General features: G+C 40.4%; 15 protein-coding genes, 1 tRNA gene and 1 pseudogene. 4 read left to right on the top strand and 13 right to left on the bottom strand.

The features are described from left to right. The 7 genes from ACLCEG_RS04350 to ACLCEG_RS04380 form a co-directional block, all read right to left on the bottom strand. Positions 1 to 2,136 (bottom strand): type I secretion system permease/ATPase, encoded by a 2,136-nt coding sequence (locus tag ACLCEG_RS04350; protein WP_410566173.1) that lies wholly within the window; start codon positions 2,134 to 2,136, stop codon positions 1 to 3. Then, positions 2,133 to 3,599: a TolC family protein gene (locus tag ACLCEG_RS04355; RefSeq protein WP_410566176.1), complete on the bottom strand. Its 1,467-nt coding sequence runs from the start codon at positions 3,597 to 3,599 to the stop codon at positions 2,133 to 2,135. Before ACLCEG_RS04355 ends, ACLCEG_RS04350 begins: the two co-directional genes overlap by 4 nt. Positions 3,600 to 3,873: 274 nt before the next feature. Then, complete coding sequence (gene lptB, locus ACLCEG_RS04360; RefSeq protein WP_002051056.1) at positions 3,874 to 4,620, bottom strand: LPS export ABC transporter ATP-binding protein; 747 nt, start codon at positions 4,618 to 4,620, stop codon at positions 3,874 to 3,876. Next, positions 4,620 to 5,168 carry a lipopolysaccharide transport periplasmic protein LptA gene (gene lptA / locus ACLCEG_RS04365; protein ID WP_004702651.1) on the bottom strand — a complete coding sequence of 183 codons (549 nt, stop codon included), beginning with the start codon at positions 5,166 to 5,168 and terminating at the stop codon, positions 4,620 to 4,622. Before lptA ends, lptB begins: the two co-directional genes overlap by 1 nt. After that, positions 5,152 to 5,700 (bottom strand): LPS export ABC transporter periplasmic protein LptC, encoded by a 549-nt coding sequence (lptC, locus tag ACLCEG_RS04370; RefSeq protein WP_004702654.1) that lies wholly within the window; start codon positions 5,698 to 5,700, stop codon positions 5,152 to 5,154. Before lptC ends, lptA begins: the two co-directional genes overlap by 17 nt. 37 nt (positions 5,701 to 5,737) lie before the next feature. Next, positions 5,738 to 6,277 (bottom strand): KdsC family phosphatase, encoded by a 540-nt coding sequence (locus ACLCEG_RS04375; protein ID WP_004702656.1) that lies wholly within the window; start codon positions 6,275 to 6,277, stop codon positions 5,738 to 5,740. A 3-nt stretch (positions 6,278 to 6,280) separates the two neighbouring features. Then, a complete protein-coding gene (locus ACLCEG_RS04380; RefSeq protein WP_019457396.1) occupies positions 6,281 to 7,258 on the bottom strand; it encodes an SIS domain-containing protein in 978 nt (325 codons plus the stop codon). Between the two features lie 214 nt (positions 7,259 to 7,472). Here ACLCEG_RS04380 and cysS point away from each other — a divergent pair, with 214 nt between their 5' ends. The 3 genes from cysS (at position 7,473) to ACLCEG_RS04395 (ending at position 10,261) form a co-directional block, all read left to right on the top strand. Further along, the gene (gene cysS / locus ACLCEG_RS04385; RefSeq protein WP_004702659.1) at positions 7,473 to 8,894 is read left to right on the top strand and encodes a cysteine--tRNA ligase; all 1,422 of its coding nucleotides are present in this window, start codon (positions 7,473 to 7,475) and stop codon (positions 8,892 to 8,894) included. A gap of 63 nt (positions 8,895 to 8,957) precedes the next feature. Next, a tRNA-Gly gene (locus ACLCEG_RS04390) sits at positions 8,958 to 9,033 on the top strand. Positions 9,034 to 9,247: 214 nt separating this feature from the next. Further along, complete coding sequence (locus ACLCEG_RS04395) at positions 9,248 to 10,261, top strand: tyrosine-type recombinase/integrase (protein ID WP_410566179.1); 1,014 nt, start codon at positions 9,248 to 9,250, stop codon at positions 10,259 to 10,261. Between the two features lie 28 nt (positions 10,262 to 10,289). Here the strand turns inward: ACLCEG_RS04395 and ACLCEG_RS04400 are convergent, their stop codons facing one another. The 6 genes and pseudogenes from ACLCEG_RS04400 to ACLCEG_RS04425 form a co-directional block, all read right to left on the bottom strand. Then, complete coding sequence (locus ACLCEG_RS04400) at positions 10,290 to 10,487, bottom strand: hypothetical protein (protein WP_046693112.1); 198 nt, start codon at positions 10,485 to 10,487, stop codon at positions 10,290 to 10,292. A gap of 136 nt (positions 10,488 to 10,623) precedes the next feature. Continuing rightward, positions 10,624 to 11,166, bottom strand: a complete 543-nt coding sequence (locus ACLCEG_RS04405) for a glycoside hydrolase family 108 protein (RefSeq protein ID WP_000109879.1) — start codon at positions 11,164 to 11,166, stop codon at positions 10,624 to 10,626. 10 nt (positions 11,167 to 11,176) lie between these two features. Further along, positions 11,177 to 11,548 carry a hypothetical protein gene (locus tag ACLCEG_RS04410; RefSeq protein WP_002070019.1) on the bottom strand — a complete coding sequence of 124 codons (372 nt, stop codon included), beginning with the start codon at positions 11,546 to 11,548 and terminating at the stop codon, positions 11,177 to 11,179. A 104-nt stretch (positions 11,549 to 11,652) separates the two neighbouring features. Beyond that, positions 11,653 to 14,127 carry a hypothetical protein gene (locus ACLCEG_RS04415; RefSeq protein ID WP_410566184.1) on the bottom strand — a complete coding sequence of 825 codons (2,475 nt, stop codon included), beginning with the start codon at positions 14,125 to 14,127 and terminating at the stop codon, positions 11,653 to 11,655. Positions 14,128 to 14,228: 101 nt separating this feature from the next. Continuing rightward, positions 14,229 to 14,468, bottom strand: coding sequence for a hypothetical protein (locus tag ACLCEG_RS04420; RefSeq protein ID WP_410566187.1), 240 nt, complete (start codon positions 14,466 to 14,468; stop codon positions 14,229 to 14,231). Between the two features lie 116 nt (positions 14,469 to 14,584). Continuing rightward, a pseudogene (locus ACLCEG_RS04425) lies at positions 14,585 to 21,408 on the bottom strand (GNAT family N-acetyltransferase). Positions 21,409 to 21,654: 246 nt separating this feature from the next. On the opposite strand from ACLCEG_RS04425, the gene ACLCEG_RS04430 reads away from it, so the two are divergent. Beyond that, on the top strand, positions 21,655 to 21,798 hold the full coding sequence (locus ACLCEG_RS04430) for a hypothetical protein (protein ID WP_254954109.1): 144 nt from the start codon (positions 21,655 to 21,657) through the stop codon (positions 21,796 to 21,798). The last annotated feature ends 40 nt before the right edge of the window (positions 21,799 to 21,838 follow it).

Below are 21,838 nucleotides of genomic sequence, written 5' to 3' on the forward strand. Positions count from 1 at the left end.
TTATCCCCCTTGGCTTACTTGTTTTTGTTGGGCTGTTGATTGATTAAGCACTTGATCTCTTGGCCCATCCATCACGATCTTGCCCTCATTCACGACAATAATACGGTCGACCAGTTCTAAAACAGCACGGCGGTGTGTTGCCACAACCAATGTGCGATGCGCCAGCCAGCCTTTTAGATGATCAATAAGTTGCTTTTCTGCCACATCATCAATCGCCGCTGTCGGCTCATCGAGTAATAAAATATTGGGTTGACGAATCAATAAACGTGCAAGCAATAACGCTTGCTTTTGACCACCAGAGAAACCGACACCACCTTCTAAAATCAGGTGATCGAGCCCTTCTTTCTTCTCTTGAATAAAAGGTAATGCACCTGTCACCACCAATGCGCGAATAATATCTTCATCGGTGGCAAGTGGTGCACCTAAGGTTAAGTTTTCACGAATCGTACCGTAAAATAAATGAGCATTCTGGTTAAGTAAGCCCATATCACGACGTACATCAGATGGGTCAATTAAAGAAAGATCTAAACCATCTAAATGCACTGCGCCTTGAGTTGCAACTTGCATACCTGCTAGAAGTTGAAGCAGTGTCGACTTACCTGCACCATTACGCCCTAAAATTGCAACTTTTTCACCAGCACGAATCTGTAAATGGCGAATTGCAAGACTCGGTTTCGGATCATCATCACCATATTGGAACGCTAGATTTTTTAATTCGTAATTACCATTTAGAACTGCTTTATGAACTAAATGCGCACGATCCGCCTGATCAATTGGACGCTGCATGAGCTCATCTAAACTTTGTTTAGCAACTTTTGCTTGCTGTAAGCGACCCAACACTCCAGTAATTTGGGCAATTGGCGCCAACATACGTGAAGAAAGAATTGAACATGCAACAAGTGCACCCGTGGTCATTTCGCCATCCATCACGGCAAAACAACCAACTAAAACCACAATGGCATAAGTTAGACCTTGAATCATCTGGGTCCAAGCCATTAAAGTACCGACAATTTTACGCTGTTTCATCCCAACATCAGCGGCAACCTCATTCATGTGGTTCCACTGGTTTTGGAAACGTGATTCAGCACGTAATAGCTTAATGTCTTCAATACCCTGCACCGCTTCTACAAGAATTGCGTTACGGATTGAAGATTCTCGCATACCTTCTTGAGCAAGTTGAGCCAGTTTCTTTTGTACCAAAACACCTGGCAAGATCATAAGAGGCACAATAACGAGCATAACCCAGAATAATTTCCCACCAATAATCCCAAAGATGATCAGGAATAAGAAAAAGAATGGAAAATCGGCAATTGCACTAATCGTTGTTGAGGTAACTAGCTCACGAACGCCTTCGAGTTCACGAATTTGAGAAATAAAACTACCGGTAGATTTAGAGCGGTCTTTATTTTTAATACGTAAGGCATGACCAAATACGCGGTCAGACACACGTAAGTCTGCACGCTTACCAATAATATCGGATAAATACACCCGTGATATACGTAAGGTAAATTCGAAAAGCGCTGCAATGAGAACACCACCTGCCAGAACCCATAGCGTTGGAATCGACTGTGATGGCACAACACGGTCATAAACCTGCATCGAGAAAATAATGGTTGCCAATGCCAAAATATTGGCAATGAGCGAGGCAAACATAATATCAATGTAGCGTTTCCAGTCTCTTAGAACGATTGACCAGAACCAGTTTGCTTCGTATGGCTTGATATATTCATCAATACGCGCATCTGGAATAGATGTCTCAGGACGCAAAATATAGACATTTTTAATTGTCGTTTTTAAAGCGTCTAAAGATAAATTTTGCGAAAGCCCCTGATCACCACTGAACTGGATACTAACGTTTCCTTGCGTATCGGCTTTATCAATAACACCCACTTGCCCATCAAAAAACTCTACCATAACTGGTAAACGCCATGGATTTAACAAGTCTAAAGAAAATGGTGCTTTACGCAGATTCATGCCGACCTGACGCGTCATTAACTGTAACACGTCATCTAAATTCTGATTTTGATTCCAATCGAGTTGTAAACGAATTCTTTCTTCTGAAGGTTCAATTCGATAGTGTTTGGCAATAGTTAAGACCGCCTGTAACCAAGGCTGGTAATTTATTTTTGTCATCATGGTTGTACTTCGAACCCCTGAATTGAAATATTATTTAAGCCGTAGGCTTGGCGGGAACGTCCTGTTGCTGCTATGTACTGAACAATACTGTTATAAATATCATAACGTGCTGATTCGAGGTCAGAGTCAGCACTGTGAATCGCTTGTTCAGCATTTAATAAATCGACGAGTGAACGGGTACCGAGTTTGTATTGTTCTTGGTACAGTTCGCGCGTACGAACCGTGGTTGCTTGGCGGCTTACTAATACCTGTATTTGCCGTTGTTTATTTTCAATTTGTTCACGACTTGTTCTAATTTGATCCAGAACTTCCAGATAAACAGAATTCACCTTAGATTTAGCTGCTTCTTCAGCATAGCTTGCCATTTTTACTTGTGAAGCAGTTGCCCCACCTTGATAAAACTGGCTTGTTGCCTCAAGCATGACGGAACTATATAGACCGTCATCTTTATCATTATTTGGATTTTTACCGTTAATTGCCTGACTGACCGAGCCTTTGACAGCTAAAGTCGGGTAGCGTGTTAAACGAGTTTGCTCTTTTTGTGCTTTAGCGACTTCAACACTTGCTTGTGCTGCAATCATTTTAGGAATGGTATTAAATTCAGGTTCGCTATATAGGTCAGATTGCTTAACAAGATCATCGGAAATAACCCAACCCGTACGACTAACATCGGCACCTAATAGCGTTCTTAAATGCTGTTGATACTGTCTTAGCAATGATTGCTGGGCAATCAATGTAGCTTGTGCAGCTTGTAAATATGACTGCGCTTGAATAGGGTCAGCTTGACTCGCAACACCTGCATTTGCACGCAAGTTAGCAATGTCTTGAATACGTTGAATACCTGCTATTTGCTGCTCAGCAATTTTATTAAGTTGCAGATAACGCTGAATATTGACGATAGTCTGCGCAACATCAAGCGCTAGTGTGTCGATACTGACCAATACATTGGCTTGTTCAACCTGAACTTTAGATTGTTCAATATTGACGCCTGATTTGACTTTACCAAAGTCATAAAGCATTTGAGTAGCACTTAAAGTAAGTAACTGTCTCCCTCTTTCTCCAGTGCCTAGATCACCTGTTGAAATCCCTCCAGCGAGCTGGGGATAGTAACCTGCTTTAGCAACGTCAACTCCTGAATTTTGACCTGCTAAAGTTGCAATAGATTGTGAAATATCTGGACTACGCTGAATGGCAATTTTTACAGCATCTTGTAAGGTCATCGTTCTAGACGACAAGTTGGCTAAAGATGAGGCCGACTTATCATTAAGCTGAACAGTTGGAAATTCCTGTGCAATAGAACGATCGAGCTTAAAATTACTAAGCTCTTGCATCTTGGCTACTTTAAAATCATCACTACTTTTCGGGACAAAAAGTTGTGACAAGTTATCTTTCAGGGTGTGATATTGCTCACTTGGTTTAGCAGCGTATATCACGACAGGTACATGTAGTGAACTTAAAAGCATTAGCCCTTTCAGGAAAGCTTGCTTTCTACATTTCCCTTTCTTTCTTTTCTGGTTATATCCAATCATGCTTATCTTGTTGATGTTGTTTGTTATCGTTTAAAAGCATCTCCATTCTACAGAGTTTTTTATTTAAAACAGCATAATTGGCGGAATAAATCACACATTATTTTTTTATTAAATGAGTGGTATATATTATTGTTTTTATTTACAAAACCTCCAGAAAACAAAAAAGAGGCCTTGACCTCTTTTTAACCAAACAGATTAGTGGCTTTAACTAAACTGTAAAATCATCACCCAAATAGACTTTACGAACTTGTTCATTGTCTAAAATCTCTTGTGGCGTACCTTCTGCAATTACTGAGCCTTCACTCACGATATATGCACGCTCACAGATTGCTAAAGTTTCACGAACATTATGATCTGTAATGAGTACGCCAATGCCACGATCTTTTAAGGTCTGGATAATGTCTTTAATATCCCCAACCGAGATTGGGTCAACACCAGCGAAAGGTTCATCTAAGAGCATAAATTTAGGATCTGCTGCTAAAGCACGCGCAATCTCTGCACGGCGACGTTCACCACCCGATACACTCATTCCTAATGAATCTTTAATATGACTAATTTTAAAGTCATTCAATAACTCATGAAGACGTTGTTGACGTTGCTGTTTATTCAAATCTTTACGCGTCTCTAAGATCGACATAATATTTTCAGCAATTGTCAGTTTTCTAAAAATAGAGGCTTCTTGAGGTAAATAACCAATACCTTTACGTGCACGCTCATGCATCGCCAAATCGGACATATCTAAGTCGTCAAGATGGATCTCGCCTTTATCCATGCGTACCAGTCCAACGACCATATAGAAGCTCGTCGTTTTACCAGCACCATTAGGACCAAGCAAACCAACAATCTGTCCACTTTGCATACTAAAAGAGACGTCTTTAACTACCCAACGCTTACTATAGTTTTTTGCTAAGTGCTTAATACACAAAGTTTGCGGTTGTTGAAGAGCTTGCTGCATTAGTCACGCGCTCCTGGGAAACTTTTTGAACTTGACGGTGGAATAATAATTTGTACACGGTTTGAAGAAGAGCCTTGAGCTTCGACATCACCTTTATTCATACTATATTTCAGAGAGTTACCACGAATACTTGAACCATCTTGATATAAATATGCACCACCAGACAAAGTAATAATGCCAGTATCAGCATTATAAACAATGGTCTGACCCTCACCACGCGCTAAGCCTTTATTCGCATTGACTTGCTGCTGAAACTTAGCAGGTCTACCCTTTGCAGTGATAACCTGAATTTCACGTTTCGAGTTAAGATTAGCAACAATCGAATCTGCTTGTAGCTTCATCGTACCTTGCTCAATCACAACATTACCGGTATAAGTCGTCAAACCAGTTTTTTCATTATATGTTGCGCGGTCTGCAACCAATGAAATTTGTTGATTACGGTCAGACGGCAAAGCAAACGTCGAAGCAGATGTTAAAGCAACGAATGTAATTACCGCAGCTTGTTTTAGGAAAGCTGAAGAACGTTTTAAATTAAGACTTTGGTGCATACTTTCCTCGAATATTAAAAAATTCGTACTGACCGTTATTCAAATTGCCTTTTAATCCTTTACTCACAAACTCGCCTTGTGGAGACTGAACAATCACTTGATGATTGGTTTCAATATCTCTATTTTTTGGATAGGCAGTTAACTGATCGGTTTGAAACTCAATTGTTCCTTGAGGTGCAATCTTAGTTGCAACCACATCACCCGATAAGACAACCTTTTGATTATCATCATAACCATAAGCTTGTTTAGCAAAGAATGTTGCATCAACTTTACCTAATTTATACATAGAGGCATTAAGTTGATCCAACTTCGACGTTTTTTGTTGCATATCCTGTTCAAGCTGACGAACTTCAGCACGAACATACAAATTGCCTTTGTCATCAGTTTGAGTCAAATGGACGCCCTGCGCCGAATAAGTCATATTCTTCGCCGAACCAATGTCCAGTTTTTTTGCCTTGCCACTATAGTAGTAGTAACCACCACTTACAGCAGCAACCACTACAGCAACAATATATAAAACTCTGGTATCCATGAGCAGGAATAGCCTACCTTTTTAAGTAATCTTGTTATTAATGCGGTACTGCAAGATATTTTTCAAGAAGTTCTTGGTAAATGCCTTTTGCGATCAGCAACATATCACAGACTTCACGCACAGCTCCACGACCACCCATCGCTTGGGTAACCAAGTGTGCACGGCGACGCACTTCTTCATGTCCATTTGGTACAGTAACGTTCATTCCGGCAATCGCAAAAGCCGAAAGATCAGGCCAATCATCGCCCATATATAAGCAATCAGAAGGCAAAATATTAAACTGTGCACAAGCTTCGCGAAGTGCTGAGCCTTTGTCTTCACGACCCTGAAAAACAAGGTCTACACCCAAATCAGACATGCGTTTGTCAACGATATTACTTTTTCGACCAGTAATGATAATGACTTTCATACCTGCTTTTTGAACAAGTTTCATGCCTAAACCATCACGAATATCGAATGATTTAATTTCATCACCCGTATTGGTTAATGTAACAAAGCCATCGCTCAAAATACCATCAACATCCAGAACCAATGCCTGTAAATGACGTGCTTGTTCTAACAATGCATACGATGCCATGAATTAATTCACCCCTGCCTGAATAAGGTCATGCATACTAATTACACCAATCACTTTGTTTTGGTCATCGACCACCACAAACTGACTAATTTTTTTCTGGTTAAGTTGTTGTAACGCTTCTACAGCACGTGCTTCTTGAGAAATAGTTGACGGTTTTTTTGTCATCACATCAGAAACAGGTAAATTCACATCAAAACCTTGCTGTTTATCAATGAGGCGACGTAAGTCCCCATCTGTAAAAATACCGAGCAAATGATCTTGTTCATCAACAATCGTCGTTAAACCCAAACGCTTATTCGAAATTTCATAAAGCACTTGATTCATTGGGGTTTCTGGCGAAACTTTTGGTAGTTCATCGCCTGTATGCATTAAATGTTTTACATGTAAAAGTAAACGCTTACCCAATGCGCCTGCTGGATGTGAACGAGCAAAATCATCAGCAGTAAAACCACGTGCTTCAAGTAATGCAACGGCCAAAGCATCACCTAACACTAATGTTGCCGTCGTACTTGATGTGGGTGCCAAACCTAAAGGACAAGCTTCATCAGACTCACCTAAAGTTAACGCAATATCAGCATTTTGTGGCATTGGGCCTTTATCAGTACGGCTAATCGTAATCATAGGTACGCCAAGATGTTTAATCAGTGGCATGAGCATCATGATTTCATCGCTTTTTCCAGAGTTGGAAATAGCAATAAGCACATCTCCACGAACCAGCATACCTAAATCGCCATGGCCTGCTTCACCAGGATGCATAAAGAAAGACGGCGTACCTGTAGAGGCAAATGTTGCCGCCATTTTTCGACCAATATGCCCAGATTTACCCATACCTGTAATCACAACACGACCTTTACACTGCAACAGTACTTCGCAAGCACGGTTAAAACGGTCATCAATTTGTGTTGCTAATACATCTATGGCTTGTTGCTCAATGCGCAATGTAGCTAATGCACTGCTTTGGAAATCTGTAGGATTAGGCATACGAGTGTGACTCAAAATAATTGATCTGATCTCTCTATTGAGATCGGTGATTTTAATCAAAAGATTTGGGGGCATTCTAGCATAACTCAATCAGTTACACGTTTTTAAATGTATAAGATTTCACAAGCTTATAAAATTAATGCATAAAACTTTTTTAAAAATGATGCATAAGTTATGATGTAACACTATTTTTGTTGAGTGTTTGAAAACCCTTATGCAACCATTTGTTTTATATAACTCTGAGCAACGAAAAAAAGTTGAATTTGTACCTCGCAAAGAAGGTCACATCGATATGTACGTCTGCGGCATGACCGTTTACGACTACTGTCATATCGGGCACGCTCGAGTTATGGTTGCATTTGACTACATTATTCGTTTCTTGCGTAGTCAAGGGTGGAATGTTCGCTACATTCGCAACATTACTGATATTGACGACAAAATCATCAAACGTGCTCAAGAAAATGGTGAAACCATCCAACAGCTCACCACTCGTTTTATTGATGCAATGAATGAAGATGCAGCCAATTTAGGTTGTGCTGCACCCGATGAAGCACCGAAAGCCACTGAATATATCGACCAGATGCAAAATATGATTGGCAATTTGGTCAATAAAGGCGCTGCTTACCCTGCTTCAAACGGCGATGTTTATTTTGAAGTGACCAAATTTGAAAAATATGGTCGCCTTTCTGGCCGTAAGCTTGATGATATGCAAGCTGGTGCAAGTGAACGTGTCGATGTAGAAGTTGAAAAGAAACATCCTTTTGACTTTGTACTTTGGAAACATGCAAAAGAAAACGAACCATCTTGGGCGTCTCCTTGGGGTAATGGTCGTCCGGGGTGGCACATCGAATGTTCTGCAATGTCGACTTGCTGCTTAGGCAATCACTTTGACATTCATGGTGGTGGTTCAGATTTAATGTTCCCGCACCATGAAAATGAAATTGCTCAAAGTGAAGCTTCAACTGGTGAGCAATATGTGAACTACTGGATGCATGTTGGCTTTATTAACGTTGATGGTGAAAAGATGTCTAAGTCTTTAGGCAACTTCTTCACGATTCGTGACGTGATGGAGAAGTTTCACCCTGAAGTGATTCGCTACTTTATTGTGTCTTCACACTACCGTAGCCCTGTGAACTTCTCTGATGTAGCGCTAAAAGAAGCAAAAACTTCTTTAACTCGTTTCTATCATTCATTTAAAGCTTATCAACAAGTGTATGGTCAAACGACAACTGAAACACTTGATCAAAACTTTATTGAACGCTTTAACAACGCAATGTGTGACGATTTCAATACGGCTGAAGCTATGGCTGTATTGTTTGAACTCAACAAAGAGTTAAACCGTGCTGTAAAAGAAGAGCAAGCTGAGCAAGCAACTGTGCTTTATTCGACTTTACGTCACCTCACCAACATTTTAGGTTTGGTACAACACAATGTAGATGATTTCTTAAAATCAGATATTGGACAAGAAGCGCTTGCTTTGTCTGATGCTGAAATTGAAGATTTCATTCAACAACGTGTTGATGCGAAAAAAGCGAAAGACTTTGCGAAAGCAGATGGTATTCGTCAGTCTTTGCTCGACCAAGGTGTGGTACTTGAAGATACGCGTCAAGGTACAGTTTGGCGTCGTGCTGATTAAACGTTCAATTAGATCACAAGAGTGTTGACACTTTAATGAAACACTCTATAATGTGCTCACATTGCGGGAATAGCTCAGTTGGTAGAGCATAACCTTGCCAAGGTTGGGGTCGCGAGTTCGAGTCTCGTTTCCCGCTCCAAAATTTGTTGTTAAAAATCAATAAGCTGAAAGATTCTAGTAATCTTTTGGCTTGTTTTTTATTGTCGATAGGTCAGCTATGACTATTCAAAATAGTCATATTTCACATTAAAAAACGCTTTATATTTCCGTGCCGCCGCCAAAAAAGTGGGTGTCATTTGTACATCTTCAATTTTTGACGGCAGTGCGCCACCATGAAATTTGGAGTGTTAAAAATGCAGAAACCGACCCGTCGCGGCAACGCTTGGCGTATTGAAGTTCGTTTTAAGGGCAAGCGCTATGCTGCCACTCGTGACACTGCTAGCGAATGTGAACAGTGGGCCGCCACAAAACTATTAGAATTACAAGCTGAACAGCCAACCTCAGAACCTGAAAAAATCCATATTTCTTTTCAAGCCCTCTTTGATATGTATTATCAGGATGAAGGCCGCAAAATGAAAAGCGCCCGTTTAATTGTGCAAATGCTCAAATGCTTAAAGAAAAATTGGGGCGAACTTGCTGATGAATCAATACACAACCTAACCCCCGCCCTAGTCAAGCAATGGCGTGATAAGCGTCTAAAACAAGTTAAAGGCGCAACAGTCATTCGAGAAATGGCAATGTATAGTTCAGTTTTTGACTTTGCACGAAAAGAATTATTTTTAACTAAAGAAAATCCATTCAAAGAAATTACAAAACCTTCAGCACCGCCGCCAAGACACCAACGTATTAGTGATGACCATATTAATAAAGTAATTAAAGGCTTGGATTATGAATGGGGTAAAACACCAACACAGCCGAGACACCGTGTTGCGTGGTCATTTCTCTTTGCCCTTGAGACTGCAATGCGTAAAGGTGAAATACTTAGCGTGCAAAAGTCTTTAATATTTACTGACTTTATCCGGTTATTAGATACTAAGAACGGCTCATCCCGTGACGTTCCTCTAACTGCCAAGGCCAAAGAAATGCTTTCATGGTTACCAGATGATCCAAACGATAGTCGCATGGTGCCGCTTACATCGAATGCTTTCCGCTTAATTTGGCAACGTAATTTACGCCGTGTTGGTTTAGATGGTGTTATTACTTTCCACGATTCAAGGCATGAAGCAATCACGCGCTTTGTTCATGACTATCGTTTGCCTGTTGAAATCCTTGCCAAAATTACAGGTCACAAAACTATTAGTGTACTGGTTAATACCTATTACAATCCGACCGCATCCGAAATAGCCAAAATGCTAAACGCTGCATAATAAGAAGCCCCTAAATAGGGGCTTTATTTTAGATGTCTTGTTTCTTGGTAAACTGCCACCAAGTTTTGTTGTAATAAACTTGGTTCTGCAAAAAGTTAATTTTTAATTCATTGCCGTTATAATCATAAAACTTGGTTACTTCACCGTTTTTATTTATATCAGCAAGCAAGTTGCATGTATGCTCAGCCTTACCCGCCTCCATAACCATAATCATCACTTGCGCCATTTTAAAAACTCAAATTGCCTTTACGCATAATGATACTTGAATATTGTTATTGATTGAATGCGCTGTGCACCCTGAAAACAGAATGCACAGTAGAGTAATAAAAGTTGCTAGCTTGGTTCTCTTACACAAAATCACTTTATGCGATCCGGTTACTAATCCATCCATAAAAGAATTGCTCTTGCGTGGGATTGCGTTCGCATATTTCAATATAACGTTGACCCTGCATAATATTTAGTACCTTAAGCATCACTTTCTCACCATCTTTACCACGTTTGGCAAGAAAGATTTTTAAGGCCCCTAACGTAGCTGAACCATAAATACCATCAACGGCTAGATCGGGCCAACCGCCTTTACCTTGGTTATTCAATAGATTCAATGCACGTTGCAATAAAGGCTTTGCAAAAGCTACACCGCAGTTAACACCAGTATCAAGCAACTCTTCAGCGATCAAAGGCGATAAGGTATTAACCTGGTCAAAACGAGGATTAATCCAATATTGTTGTTTATAAATCTGCTTTGCTAAATCTAAAGGCAGATCACGCATTGGGCCTTTCCAACCGTTTACCCGTGCAACTGCTTCAGTTATCCCATAATTAGTTGCACCGCCACGGTCGTTAGGGTTGTTAACATAACCACCTTCGCGCTTGATAAGGTCATCAATATATTTATCAACTGACATTTGCCCTCTCCTACTTGAATATAGCCTTGAATGCTTCTTTAACTTCAAAAATTAATTCACCCATGGTTTTACCCTTCCACAGTTGAATTGCTTGGTACCATATCCCTATGAGCAACATTCCAAAGACGGCAAAAATTAACATCACAAAACCCTGTGCCATATGTGAGTAGCGACTTAATTCAAAGTATTCAATAAAGGCTGAACCGCCATACAGACTTATAGTGATGCTTATAAATAGTTTTAAAATGACACTACGGTTGATTTTAATCATTCCATCGGTATTGATATCACCACTTAACATGAGAGCAAGAATCCCGCCCATCACTGCTGCCCAAATTTTTAATATCCAAGGGATGGATTTAGCTGATAAAGGGTCGTTCATTTTTGCCACCAATTTAATGTTTTCATTATTTTATGGATTGGTTTAATTTAAGTATCGTTTTCTGTTGACAGTAAAAAGCCCCGAATAGTCGGGGCCTTTTTAAACTATAAAGCTTGAAGCGTTAGGGGTACTTTTTTCCAAACTGATGCAGTGCCTAAGCCACTAGTTACACAAATCCATTTATCAATACCTGAACTCGGCATCGTGCAGTGAATAATGTCACCTGTGTTGTATTGAATATTCATGAGATTAAGAAATGGTGAATAGCCAACTTTAACTAGACTTGAGACTCCCTGATTACCTGCCACGTGAAACCCTTTGAGTTCAAACGGTGTAATTTCAAGTACATCGTAAGGATTACTGCTTCGTGTAGAGACAGCATTTCGATTGTTAGCCAAGCTTGTTGAGCCATAAAGCACTATTCCACTTACCCCGGTCGGAGATTTAACAACAACATTGTTGTATCTACCGCCATCAAGTGTAGGGTAAATAGTCTTCGTAGGGTCTGCCCTTAAATCGTTAATAACAACATTTTCATAGATACCATTCATAGCAGCTGTAGCAGAATCAGTGTAAATATTGAACTCGCTATTACGAATTGTTAGTCTATCTATGCTTCCAGAATAACCATAATCATAAATCCAACCAGAATTAAATATATTGAAATTACAATCATCAAATTTTGGATTAGCCCCAGAGGCATTAATTAAATATGTTGTTGCCTCAACATTCGCATTTTCGCTTGGGTCATCTGTGAATGTACATCCCTGATACAATGTTCTATCTTCTTCAATATTAGTTCCGTACTGCCCCTCCATATAACCATTAAAATAGCAGTTAAAGAATTTGAATTGTGGTTTACGTACCCAAGCTGTTACACCGCCTGCAGGGCTTAAAAAACGACTTGAGTAAAAGTGAACATTCTTAGTATTTCCACTATCTGCAACAACTTGTGTCACCGCATTATTAAAACTTTTTAAATTATAAAAACGAGCATTACGTATCGGAGAAACTTCTGCTTCAATATCAAGACCAGACATAGGCATAGACCGAACTTTCATATCTGGTGTCGCAGTATCGCTAAATGTGCAATCATAGAATGAAATATTTTGTCCACCACAAAAACTACAAGCTTGGCGAGAGTTATGATAAGAAACAATATTTCTTACAGACCCGAACACATCTGAAAGAACCTTGTCTGGTTCAGTTAATGAGTTATAACCAGCAATATAAAAGCCATCGAGTAGATGATCATGGGTATAAATGTTTTCTAAAGATAACTGCTTAATATTTACAACACGAAAGCCATAAGCCATCAATTGCCAACCAGAATCCCCGTATTGCCCACCAATAATTTGATTTTCCTGATTACCATCAATATCAATTTTACCCGAAAAACCAAAACTCCTAATATTAGAAAAATTAACTATATATCCAGAATCTGCTCTTGTTACTTTTGCCCCATCAGCAGCCCAAGATTTAGTACCAGGATAAAATGGCATAGTAGTTTGAAAAGGCTTTTTCGTGTTCTTATCGAAAATACCAAAATAAAGACCATCTCTTAACTTAAGTTTTGCACCATCTGATTTAAGCAAAATAGTTTTATTAACCATCTGAGAAAATTCAATACTCAAAACATGCTCGAAAGAAAATCCTTGTCCTGCTACAAAACTCTGTTTACCTACAATGTAGTCACCATCTGGTATATGAATACTTATTGCCTCAAGTTCTGAAGCCATTACTGCATTTGAAATTTTTACAAATGCTTCATGGTCATATTCATTGTCTGAGCCATCGCCAATTGCTCCGAAATTGTGAACATTGAAATAGCTCGGAGGAACTTGCCTAGTCCACCCATTGAAGATATTACCGCCATCACTTATTAATTGGTTTACGGCTTTATATTCAAAAAGTCCATTACCTTTATTAAGCCCATAATGGATTGACTTAAGATATACAACCTGACCATTCTTTCTTGGGGTGTAGGCAAGTAAGTCATTCAGAGACTCAAATATGCGCACAGATTTGTCATTAATCTGTTTTTGCGTTTCATCCCCATCAACTACAAATTCGGAAGGTAATCCCAAAACCGGTTTACCAATAACCGCACTTGCTATCCCATCTATATATGCTTTTAAATCTGCTTCACGCTGTTTTGCTAAATCATCATAGGCAATATCAGCTAAAATACGTGCTTTAGTTTCGAAATCTACTAAATGGTTCCATTCCTGCAGAATGGCAGTGATTTTGTCTAACGCTCTCTCCAAAGCATCTGGATAGAAGTTATCGTAATTTGTAATATCAAGAAGCTGATCTACAGGTGTTTTCCCTGCAACGTAAAAGTATGTTTGATTGCTAGGTGCTTCATTAAAAGTTACATACCCGCCCAAGTTATCTTGGTTAACCGTAACTGAGTATTTTGATTCATCGAGAAATTCAAAATCATTACCGACCTTTACTCTGACAGCAACGCCCGTCTCGTCTTCTTGATCAAAAACTCTAAATATGAAATCAAAGCGCGTGTTAGCTCCGTTCCCAACATATAGCTGGCTGAGCCGGTCGGTAACTTGAACTGTCATAAACTCACCAATAAAAAAGGCCGTATTCTCTACAGCCAATTTTAGGTAAGCTTACAAATAATAGGATGGTTATAGGTCGCGCAGTGTCAACAGGTCATTTTTTAAAACGCTAAATCCAGTGCCTCTTCTTCTGTATCCGCAAACCCAACAACTAACATTCCTAGATTTTCTATCCCTTCCCAAAGCAATTTGTTGCTCACCTCATCATATTTGTATGACTCTACACCTATAAATATTTCTTTATCACTTTTAAAGACAATGAACTCTTTGCCCCCTTGCTTCATGTTGTTTTTACCTAGATAAAAACCATGGCCTAAATCTTTAACGACTAAATAAATCATAATAAAAACTCCGCAATTTGGTCAGATATTGAACTAACAAAAGTACGTAGTCAACTATAAATTTTAGGCAAATTGTTGTTAAATAACGATAAATAACAACTAATCACGCTACATCATTATTTACCATCTTCAGGTGCATGTTTTCCTGTAATAGTTCCGCGAGTTGCATCGTAAATGCTGTCTGGTGCGTCTTTCTTTCCTTGAGCAACATCTAGCCAATAACCAAAGGGCTTACCTAAAACAGCAAATGGAATGCCAGTAGCAAGCGTTGCGGTATTCATTAAGTCTTTTGCTGCTTTCCCTTGGTTTACTTCTTTATCCTCATCTAAAGCACGGCTTGCATGTTGGATTAATGAAAGTCCACCATCAAACATACTAAACACAGGTGAGGCTGTATAGCGGTCGTTCATCACGTTTTTATCCGTATTGCTGATCGCAGCGTTCGCGGCATTACCTACATACGGCACAAAGGCCGCGAGCATTTTCACTTGCGAAATTGCAAGTTTTGCGGATAAATCATCCCACTTGTTATCGTCATCATCTTCATCTTTTAAGCCTCCCGCGAAAATTACGCCGAGCAATTCAGATAAAATTGAAGGAATGGAGATCATCATCAAAGCGATATAGGCCAAACGAGGTGAAGCTTGCACCCATGACCCGTTGCTTGCTTCAAGTGCTAACTTAGCTTCTGAACTCGTCGTGTTCCAAACCATATTGAACCAGTTGTAAAACATTAGAAACATGCGTCTAGCAGGCGTGCCGCGTTCAAGATTTGAAATACCTTCAGGTGACATATCCGTCATGTATTGGCGAATGACGGCATCAGCCGCATGAACCGCATCGTATTGCGTCATACCTTGTTCAGTGTAATGGTTAAATGCTGCTTGCCAAGAGATCATTTCCATAGGTCTTTGTATCGTTGTCTGCAATACATACGCGTGCTTCATGGTGAAATCTTTCACTGTTTGAATTGCGCCCTTTTGAAAAACAATCTCATCCACCGCATAACGGTATTCATCCGCTGCACGGTCGAAACGAGTTTTCATGAAGTCAGACATTTCCATGATGTTATTTGCCATGTCTTCACGGGTAGCAACTGAAGCAAAATAATGGGCCTGAGCTTTTAGCAATTGTTTCGGCGGTACTGCAACAGCAACTTGTGTAAAGCCTGTGAACTGCTCAACAGCATTTTTTAAGTTACCCGCCATAATCGCAATCCCAGTATTGCGGCGAAGTGTGCGGAAAATACTATCTAGCAAACTTACACCTGAGCTTTCATCGACCGTCTGATTTGCAATTGCTTTAAGCCAAGGGTTAAAGACTTGCTTAACACCAAATGGCATCACACGCTCAATTTCATTTCGAAAATCTTTATTCAGCAATAAACGACCAATTTGACGAATTTGTAATTCAAGATGAATATAGCGCAACTCTTTATCAAGATGGCTTGGTAAGCGAGACATATCAAGCTCAAGCTGATCGTGGTAACGATCTGCACGTGACTTGGTAAAGTTCGCGCCAGTCGTGGCGATATCTAATGCAGCTAAGTTATTTTCGGCTAAGTTTTTATCTTGAATGCGGTCTTGCTCATTTGAGCGAATACGGTCATAAGCGGCAGGCACATAACCGCCTTCATACTCACCAAATGGCGTACTAATAGGTGTACGTGGTAATTCATCAAAATAGCGACCGTTAATTTTTTTATGTGTGATTTGTGCTTGCTCTTTGTATTTATCAAAAAGATTCCAGAGTTTTTGGATGCTATCCATATCTTTTTTGGTAATCACACCCTCTTTAACCATCCGGCTAAAGAATTGATCCCATGCACTGAAATCGACCGAACCATCTTCTAAACGCGCACCCCACCCATAACCTAAAACAAGACGCTCTTTGTTGCTTAAATTACCTGTATGCAAAATCGCATGGAGCAATGATTGCTTACCCACGAAAGTAAAGTTATTAAGTTCAGGTGCAGCAATTTTTGAATTATCCAGTTTGCCAAATCCTTCAAAAATATCGACCACGTCTTTAAGCATCTTGGCTTTTTCAATACGATATTTAGCCAAGGCATCTTGCATAGGGTTGATTAGATAGGTACGGAATTTGCCATTTGCGCCACCGTCTAACCAAGTTACTACCTGGTCGACACGTTTTGCTGAAGCGCCTAATTCCATGAACTTAGCTTTAAGTTCTGCGGTCTTATCTCTACCCAATAATGTTTGCTGAATCTTCTCAACGCTTTTCTTACCGCCTGTTTGCTGTATTAGTTCTTCACGGACCTGTTCCCGCTCAAAGGCTTCATTGGTTGTATGCCAAATCTTATTTTCTTTAGATCGATGCCAAAGTGTTTCGACCGCAGCCATAACTGCATTGAACTGTTCAAGCGTTAATTCGCGATAGTTTTGGTTTTCAGGCAATGCGCCTATGTTCTGTATTTCGGCATATGTGGTCGGGTCATATTTACGAATCAATTCCAGTTGATGCTCATAATTTGTTGATTCGCGGCCAAGATCATATTTTCCCAAAATGCCACGGGCAGCGGTCACAAAATCAAAGTCACGGTTTTTAGATAACTTCTCGTTATTACCGAAAACCTTTTTGACTAAATCAAGATGTTTTTGAATCTGGTCTTTTGCATCGTAACTGTATTTGGTTGCATAGAACTGAACCAACTGATTGCGCTTATGGCGTGCAGCTTCTACCGTCTCCCCCTTTCTAAATGCTTCATTTGCCATGCGCCCTAAACGAGCATCATCTTGTGCACGTACATGCGGTCGAATATCTTTAATTTTTTGGCGCTGTACAATGTCTTGAGCAACTGTCTTTGCGGCTTCATTCAAAGCAGACTTGCGGCCAAGTAAACCGTTTAGTGCAGCCATTTCAGCGGAAAGCATACGCGCACGAACATCATTGTGTAATGCGGCTTCGACTGCTTCTATAATGCTTTGCTGATCGAAAAATTCAGAATATTGAACAGCCATACGCGCATCGGTGAGCTCATCAATTTTTTGCTTAGGACTCGGTGAATTAAGCAGGTCGCGAATCAATGCATCGCCGCTTTCATAGCCAAACATTTCAGCAATGACATCAGGGTTTTCACCACCGCGCTGTGCAAAACCATAAGCGCCTTTAGAAATGCTTTGGTAAATATCGCTGTCTCGTCCGTACTTGGCTTCAATCCAATCTAGTGACAACTTGCCTTTGGTTGTGCGGCCTTCTGCATAGCGTTGCAGCAAATCCATGTCCTGTGAATAATCTAACAACTCAGGGTCGACTTGATTTGAATATTGATTAACGCCGCGCAACTGTTCCGCAAATTTATCTTCAAGTTCACGGGTATCAAATTTGCCGTGTTCATCTAAAGTTAAATACCCTTCTTCACTAAGCTTCTCAGCCATCGATTCAATTGACAGGCCTTTTACTTTTGACTTTGAAGAACGTACGACAGGTTTATTTCCAACGCCTGATTTGGTTTTAGCAGCATCATCAATGCCCCAAGTGCTTTCTACTTCATTGGCATCAAGCCCGCCGAATTTAGCAATCGCTTCAAATAGGTTGTCGCGTTCAGGCTCAACCTTGGTTGAGTCACGCTTAGCAACTTGGTCAAGCGGTTGACGTAGAAATGCCATAGCCTGATATACGGGTTCTTGTGCAATTTCTTTTGCCATATCTTCGCGAACGGCAGCGCGCTTTTTATCAGCTTCTTTTTGCAATGTTTTCAAATACTTAGACTTCTGCTTTTGGTACCAAATCATATTGCGCAGCGATTTCTGCTCTAAAGTATTTATAGATAATTCTGTTGCAATTTCATGATCTTGGCGCATTTCGTCATAATCTTTTGGCGAAATACCAAGGCGCATTGCATCATCTTGATGAATTAGCATTTCAAGACTTGATGCAGCTTGTGCTTCCGCAATTGCACTTGATGATGCAAGCATACGGTCCATTACGCCTGTGATATCCGCATTCAATTCTGCACGGTCATTGATGCCCATAAACTTTTCAATGTTCCGGTACACGGCAATCATGAATTGTCTGAATCGGTTGAAAACTTGCTTTAATGCCGCGCTCGGTGCTTTACCCGTAAAAACATACTGTTCAAAAGTTTCTGCAAATTTTTCGTGTACTTCTGTTTTTTCTGCATCGGTGAAAAAATCCCATTCGCCCAGATCAGTTGTTTCTGGTGACGCCCACTTCATTACCGTTTCCATATCTGCACGGACTTGTGCGGGTGCGTCAGGACTTAGGGCGAGTTGCATATTCATTTCTAAGAAATGATGCCCAAGCTCATGCACAAAGGTTGAGAAATCAGCATTTTTGCTTAATACAATTGTTGAGCCATCTTGACTAATGCTGAAAGTAATTGAGCCGCGTGTACCGCCATTCGCTTGATTATATTTACGACCATTTGGTGAACGATACATACTTTCTGAAATTTCATAATCTTTATTGCGCCCCTTGTTTTCAACAAAGCCGAGTTTTTTATAAAAGCTTGTAAGTCTGCTTTTGTTGCCGCCGAAATCAGAGCTTGGAGTAAGTGCGATTGTTTTATTTTGCGAGTCAGCATAGTTAATAATATCCTGCATTGCTTTGGTGCCAGTGCCTTGATTACGCATAGCTTCAGGCACAACAATTTTATGCAATGAAGGAACATTACTTGATGTACTACCTTTTAGACCTAATTCAATTCCATATTGTTTTTTAAGGCCCTTAACAAAATCATCTACTGAGATTGTTTGTTCAGGTTTAGCACTTTGATTAAACGATGTGCCCTTACCTGTTGTCGGCTCATCAACAATACGGATTGGGTAGCGATCAAAAGCATCTTTTGCACTAATGCCGAGTTTATCGCCCAAGGTTGAGTAGAAAGCTGAAGTTAATTCACCCGCTGCACGATTGTATTTAGCCGTAAATGTTCCAACTTTAGCCAATTGGTTTTGCACTTCTGTTGCAACCAACTCTTTTGCATCTTCAGCACTTTCAAAACGGGCTTGCTCAGCCATATAGGTATCGGCTTCTTGCTGCATTTGTTCCGTTGTTTTTGCAAGGTTCTCTTGGGCTTCGCGATAAGTTGGCATGTCCGGGCTTGAACGAACGTTCTCAACAAAATCTGTTGGACGCTCGACAACTGACATTGCAGAAACAAATTCATTTACTGGTATCTGTAAGTGCCATTAAATGCTTCGGCTGTACCCAACTGATCTTGCAGACTTGGCGCACGTTCAAATAAATCGGTCGGCTCAATATTACGATCACGTAATAACTGGTTGAAGGTCTGACCATCTATATAAACTTCTTCAACCGCGCCGTGTTCTTCAACTGCCTGTTTGATAAATGCTTGGCTTGCAGAGTCATCACGTTGTGCTGTCTTGCTTTCTTTGTTGCGGTCAATAAGGTTGTTAAGTACAGCTGCAAACGTACTTGAACGAACAGCATCTTGCTGTTGATCTTGTCGCAATTGGTCTAATGCAAATTGTGCTGTACGTTGGTTTTTAACTTTGGCCGCAGATGTAATTGCTACTTCAGGCGCAGCGGTTGCAACTTCTAACAAACCTTCTAAAGCCATTTCGACTGGATCGGCTTTTTCACCAACAGCATCAGCCGCACCTTTTACGGAATACATGCCCGCAGCAGATTGAATGACAGCCTGCCCTCCGACTGTACGCAAAGGGCCGCCAAAAGTTACGGGCATTAATGCACCGCCCAACGCTGAGTATTTGGCTGAACCCCATGTCTTTGCGGCTGCATAATCAATCTGTTCTTGGCGGGTTAAAAACTTTTCACGGGCTTCTGCCATGTTCTGCCCATATGACACCAGAGCATCGGCCGTGCCTGCACCTAATGCGCCTTGTGCCGCATTACCTGCAGTTGTTACTCCGCGTACTAACTTAGCCGCCTTCTCTAAGTTCATCACCATAGGGGCATATTTAGCGGTATTTCGTATAAGTGAATTTGTTAAAGCTCCACCTGCCCCCGCGCCTGCATAATACCCAACTAATGCGGGGGGTGCTTGTTCAATTAAAAACTCACCCACTAAACCTGCATCAGCATTGCTAACCAGTTCTTGTGCAGCGCCCAATACACCTGCATCATTTGTCTGTGCTGCAAGTTGTGCTTGGTAAAGCGCTTGCGTCATTTCTTGTGATGGGGCAGCTTTATTTTTTACTCGTGTTGCCAAGTTAAGAAGGCTATCGTTTCCTGTTGCCGCGCTAATTACCGCGCCTTCTGTCTGACCAATAGCCGCAACAGCACGAATAGCCGCATTTACATATCGATTGCCTTGTTCTTGAGGGTTAGATGGCTCGGCGCTTGCTGTATGCTCCATCCAATAGACTTGGTTTTCATAGTACTTTTTAAACCGTTCGGCAGACATTACGCCTGCTGTTTTCTTGATGCGGTCGTAATGTTCTTTGAAAACTTGGTCTGATGTTTGGGGCACTAAAGATGTACTTAGCGTACCCAATAAATTAGGGTTTACATTCGGTTTGACCTGCTTTTGAGGGTCTTCGTAAATACCTAGTTCTTTCAGTCTCTTTTTTTGTTCTGGTGACGTACCTTTAGACAAAACATTTTGTATGTCTTGATATGAAACAGGTTCATACGGTTTATTCAAACTCGAACCCAATAAGGATACTTTATCGCTTATGTCTTTTAGATTTTCAAAGTCATCAAGTGAAACAGCGGCTTGATTTGGGTTAAGTGCGTATTTACCCAATACAGGGTCACTTGCAACCACTTCATTGACGCGCTTTTGAGTGTTTAACTCATCCGCAACAGAAACGATCTGTTCAGGCGTTTCTGTCATCTTGTTATAGTCTAAGCCCAACGAGCGAGCAGCCTTGCGCGCACGGGCTTCGGTATCTGCAATTTGTGTTGGGTTCTTGCCTTGGTTTAATTCAAATAATTGACCAATCGTAAGATTTGTATTTTGATCAGACATAATAAAAGCACTTAAGACTACGGTTATTTGTAATCTTAAATGCTGTTATTGGTTAGACTGCCGTTTGCTGTTGACAGCTTATAACTACAACAATATTGTTCCTTGGTAACGTGAATTGCTCAAAATGTTTTTTCTTGGTTTAGATGCGTAGCAAGTTTTTAAAGTATCTGGTTAATAATACATATTAATCTTTCTATTAATGGGATATATTTTGATCTTAAATAATCAGACCATGGGTACCAATGCATGAAAAAATTAATGTTAATTCTAACTTTATCTATACCATTTTCTGCTGCATTCGCGGGGAGCTGTGATCACAGCTGGCAAAATGCTAAAGATGGTTCTTCTTGTGGTGATCGGGCAGCGGACCAACGTAAAGGTGGTCGCTAAAACATAAAGGCGCTTAACGCGCCTTTATTTTAATCTTGCT

It is taken from the genome of Acinetobacter sp. H1(2024), from assembly GCF_046557555.1.
Classification (GTDB): Bacteria; Pseudomonadota; Gammaproteobacteria; order Pseudomonadales; family Moraxellaceae; genus Acinetobacter; species Acinetobacter seifertii.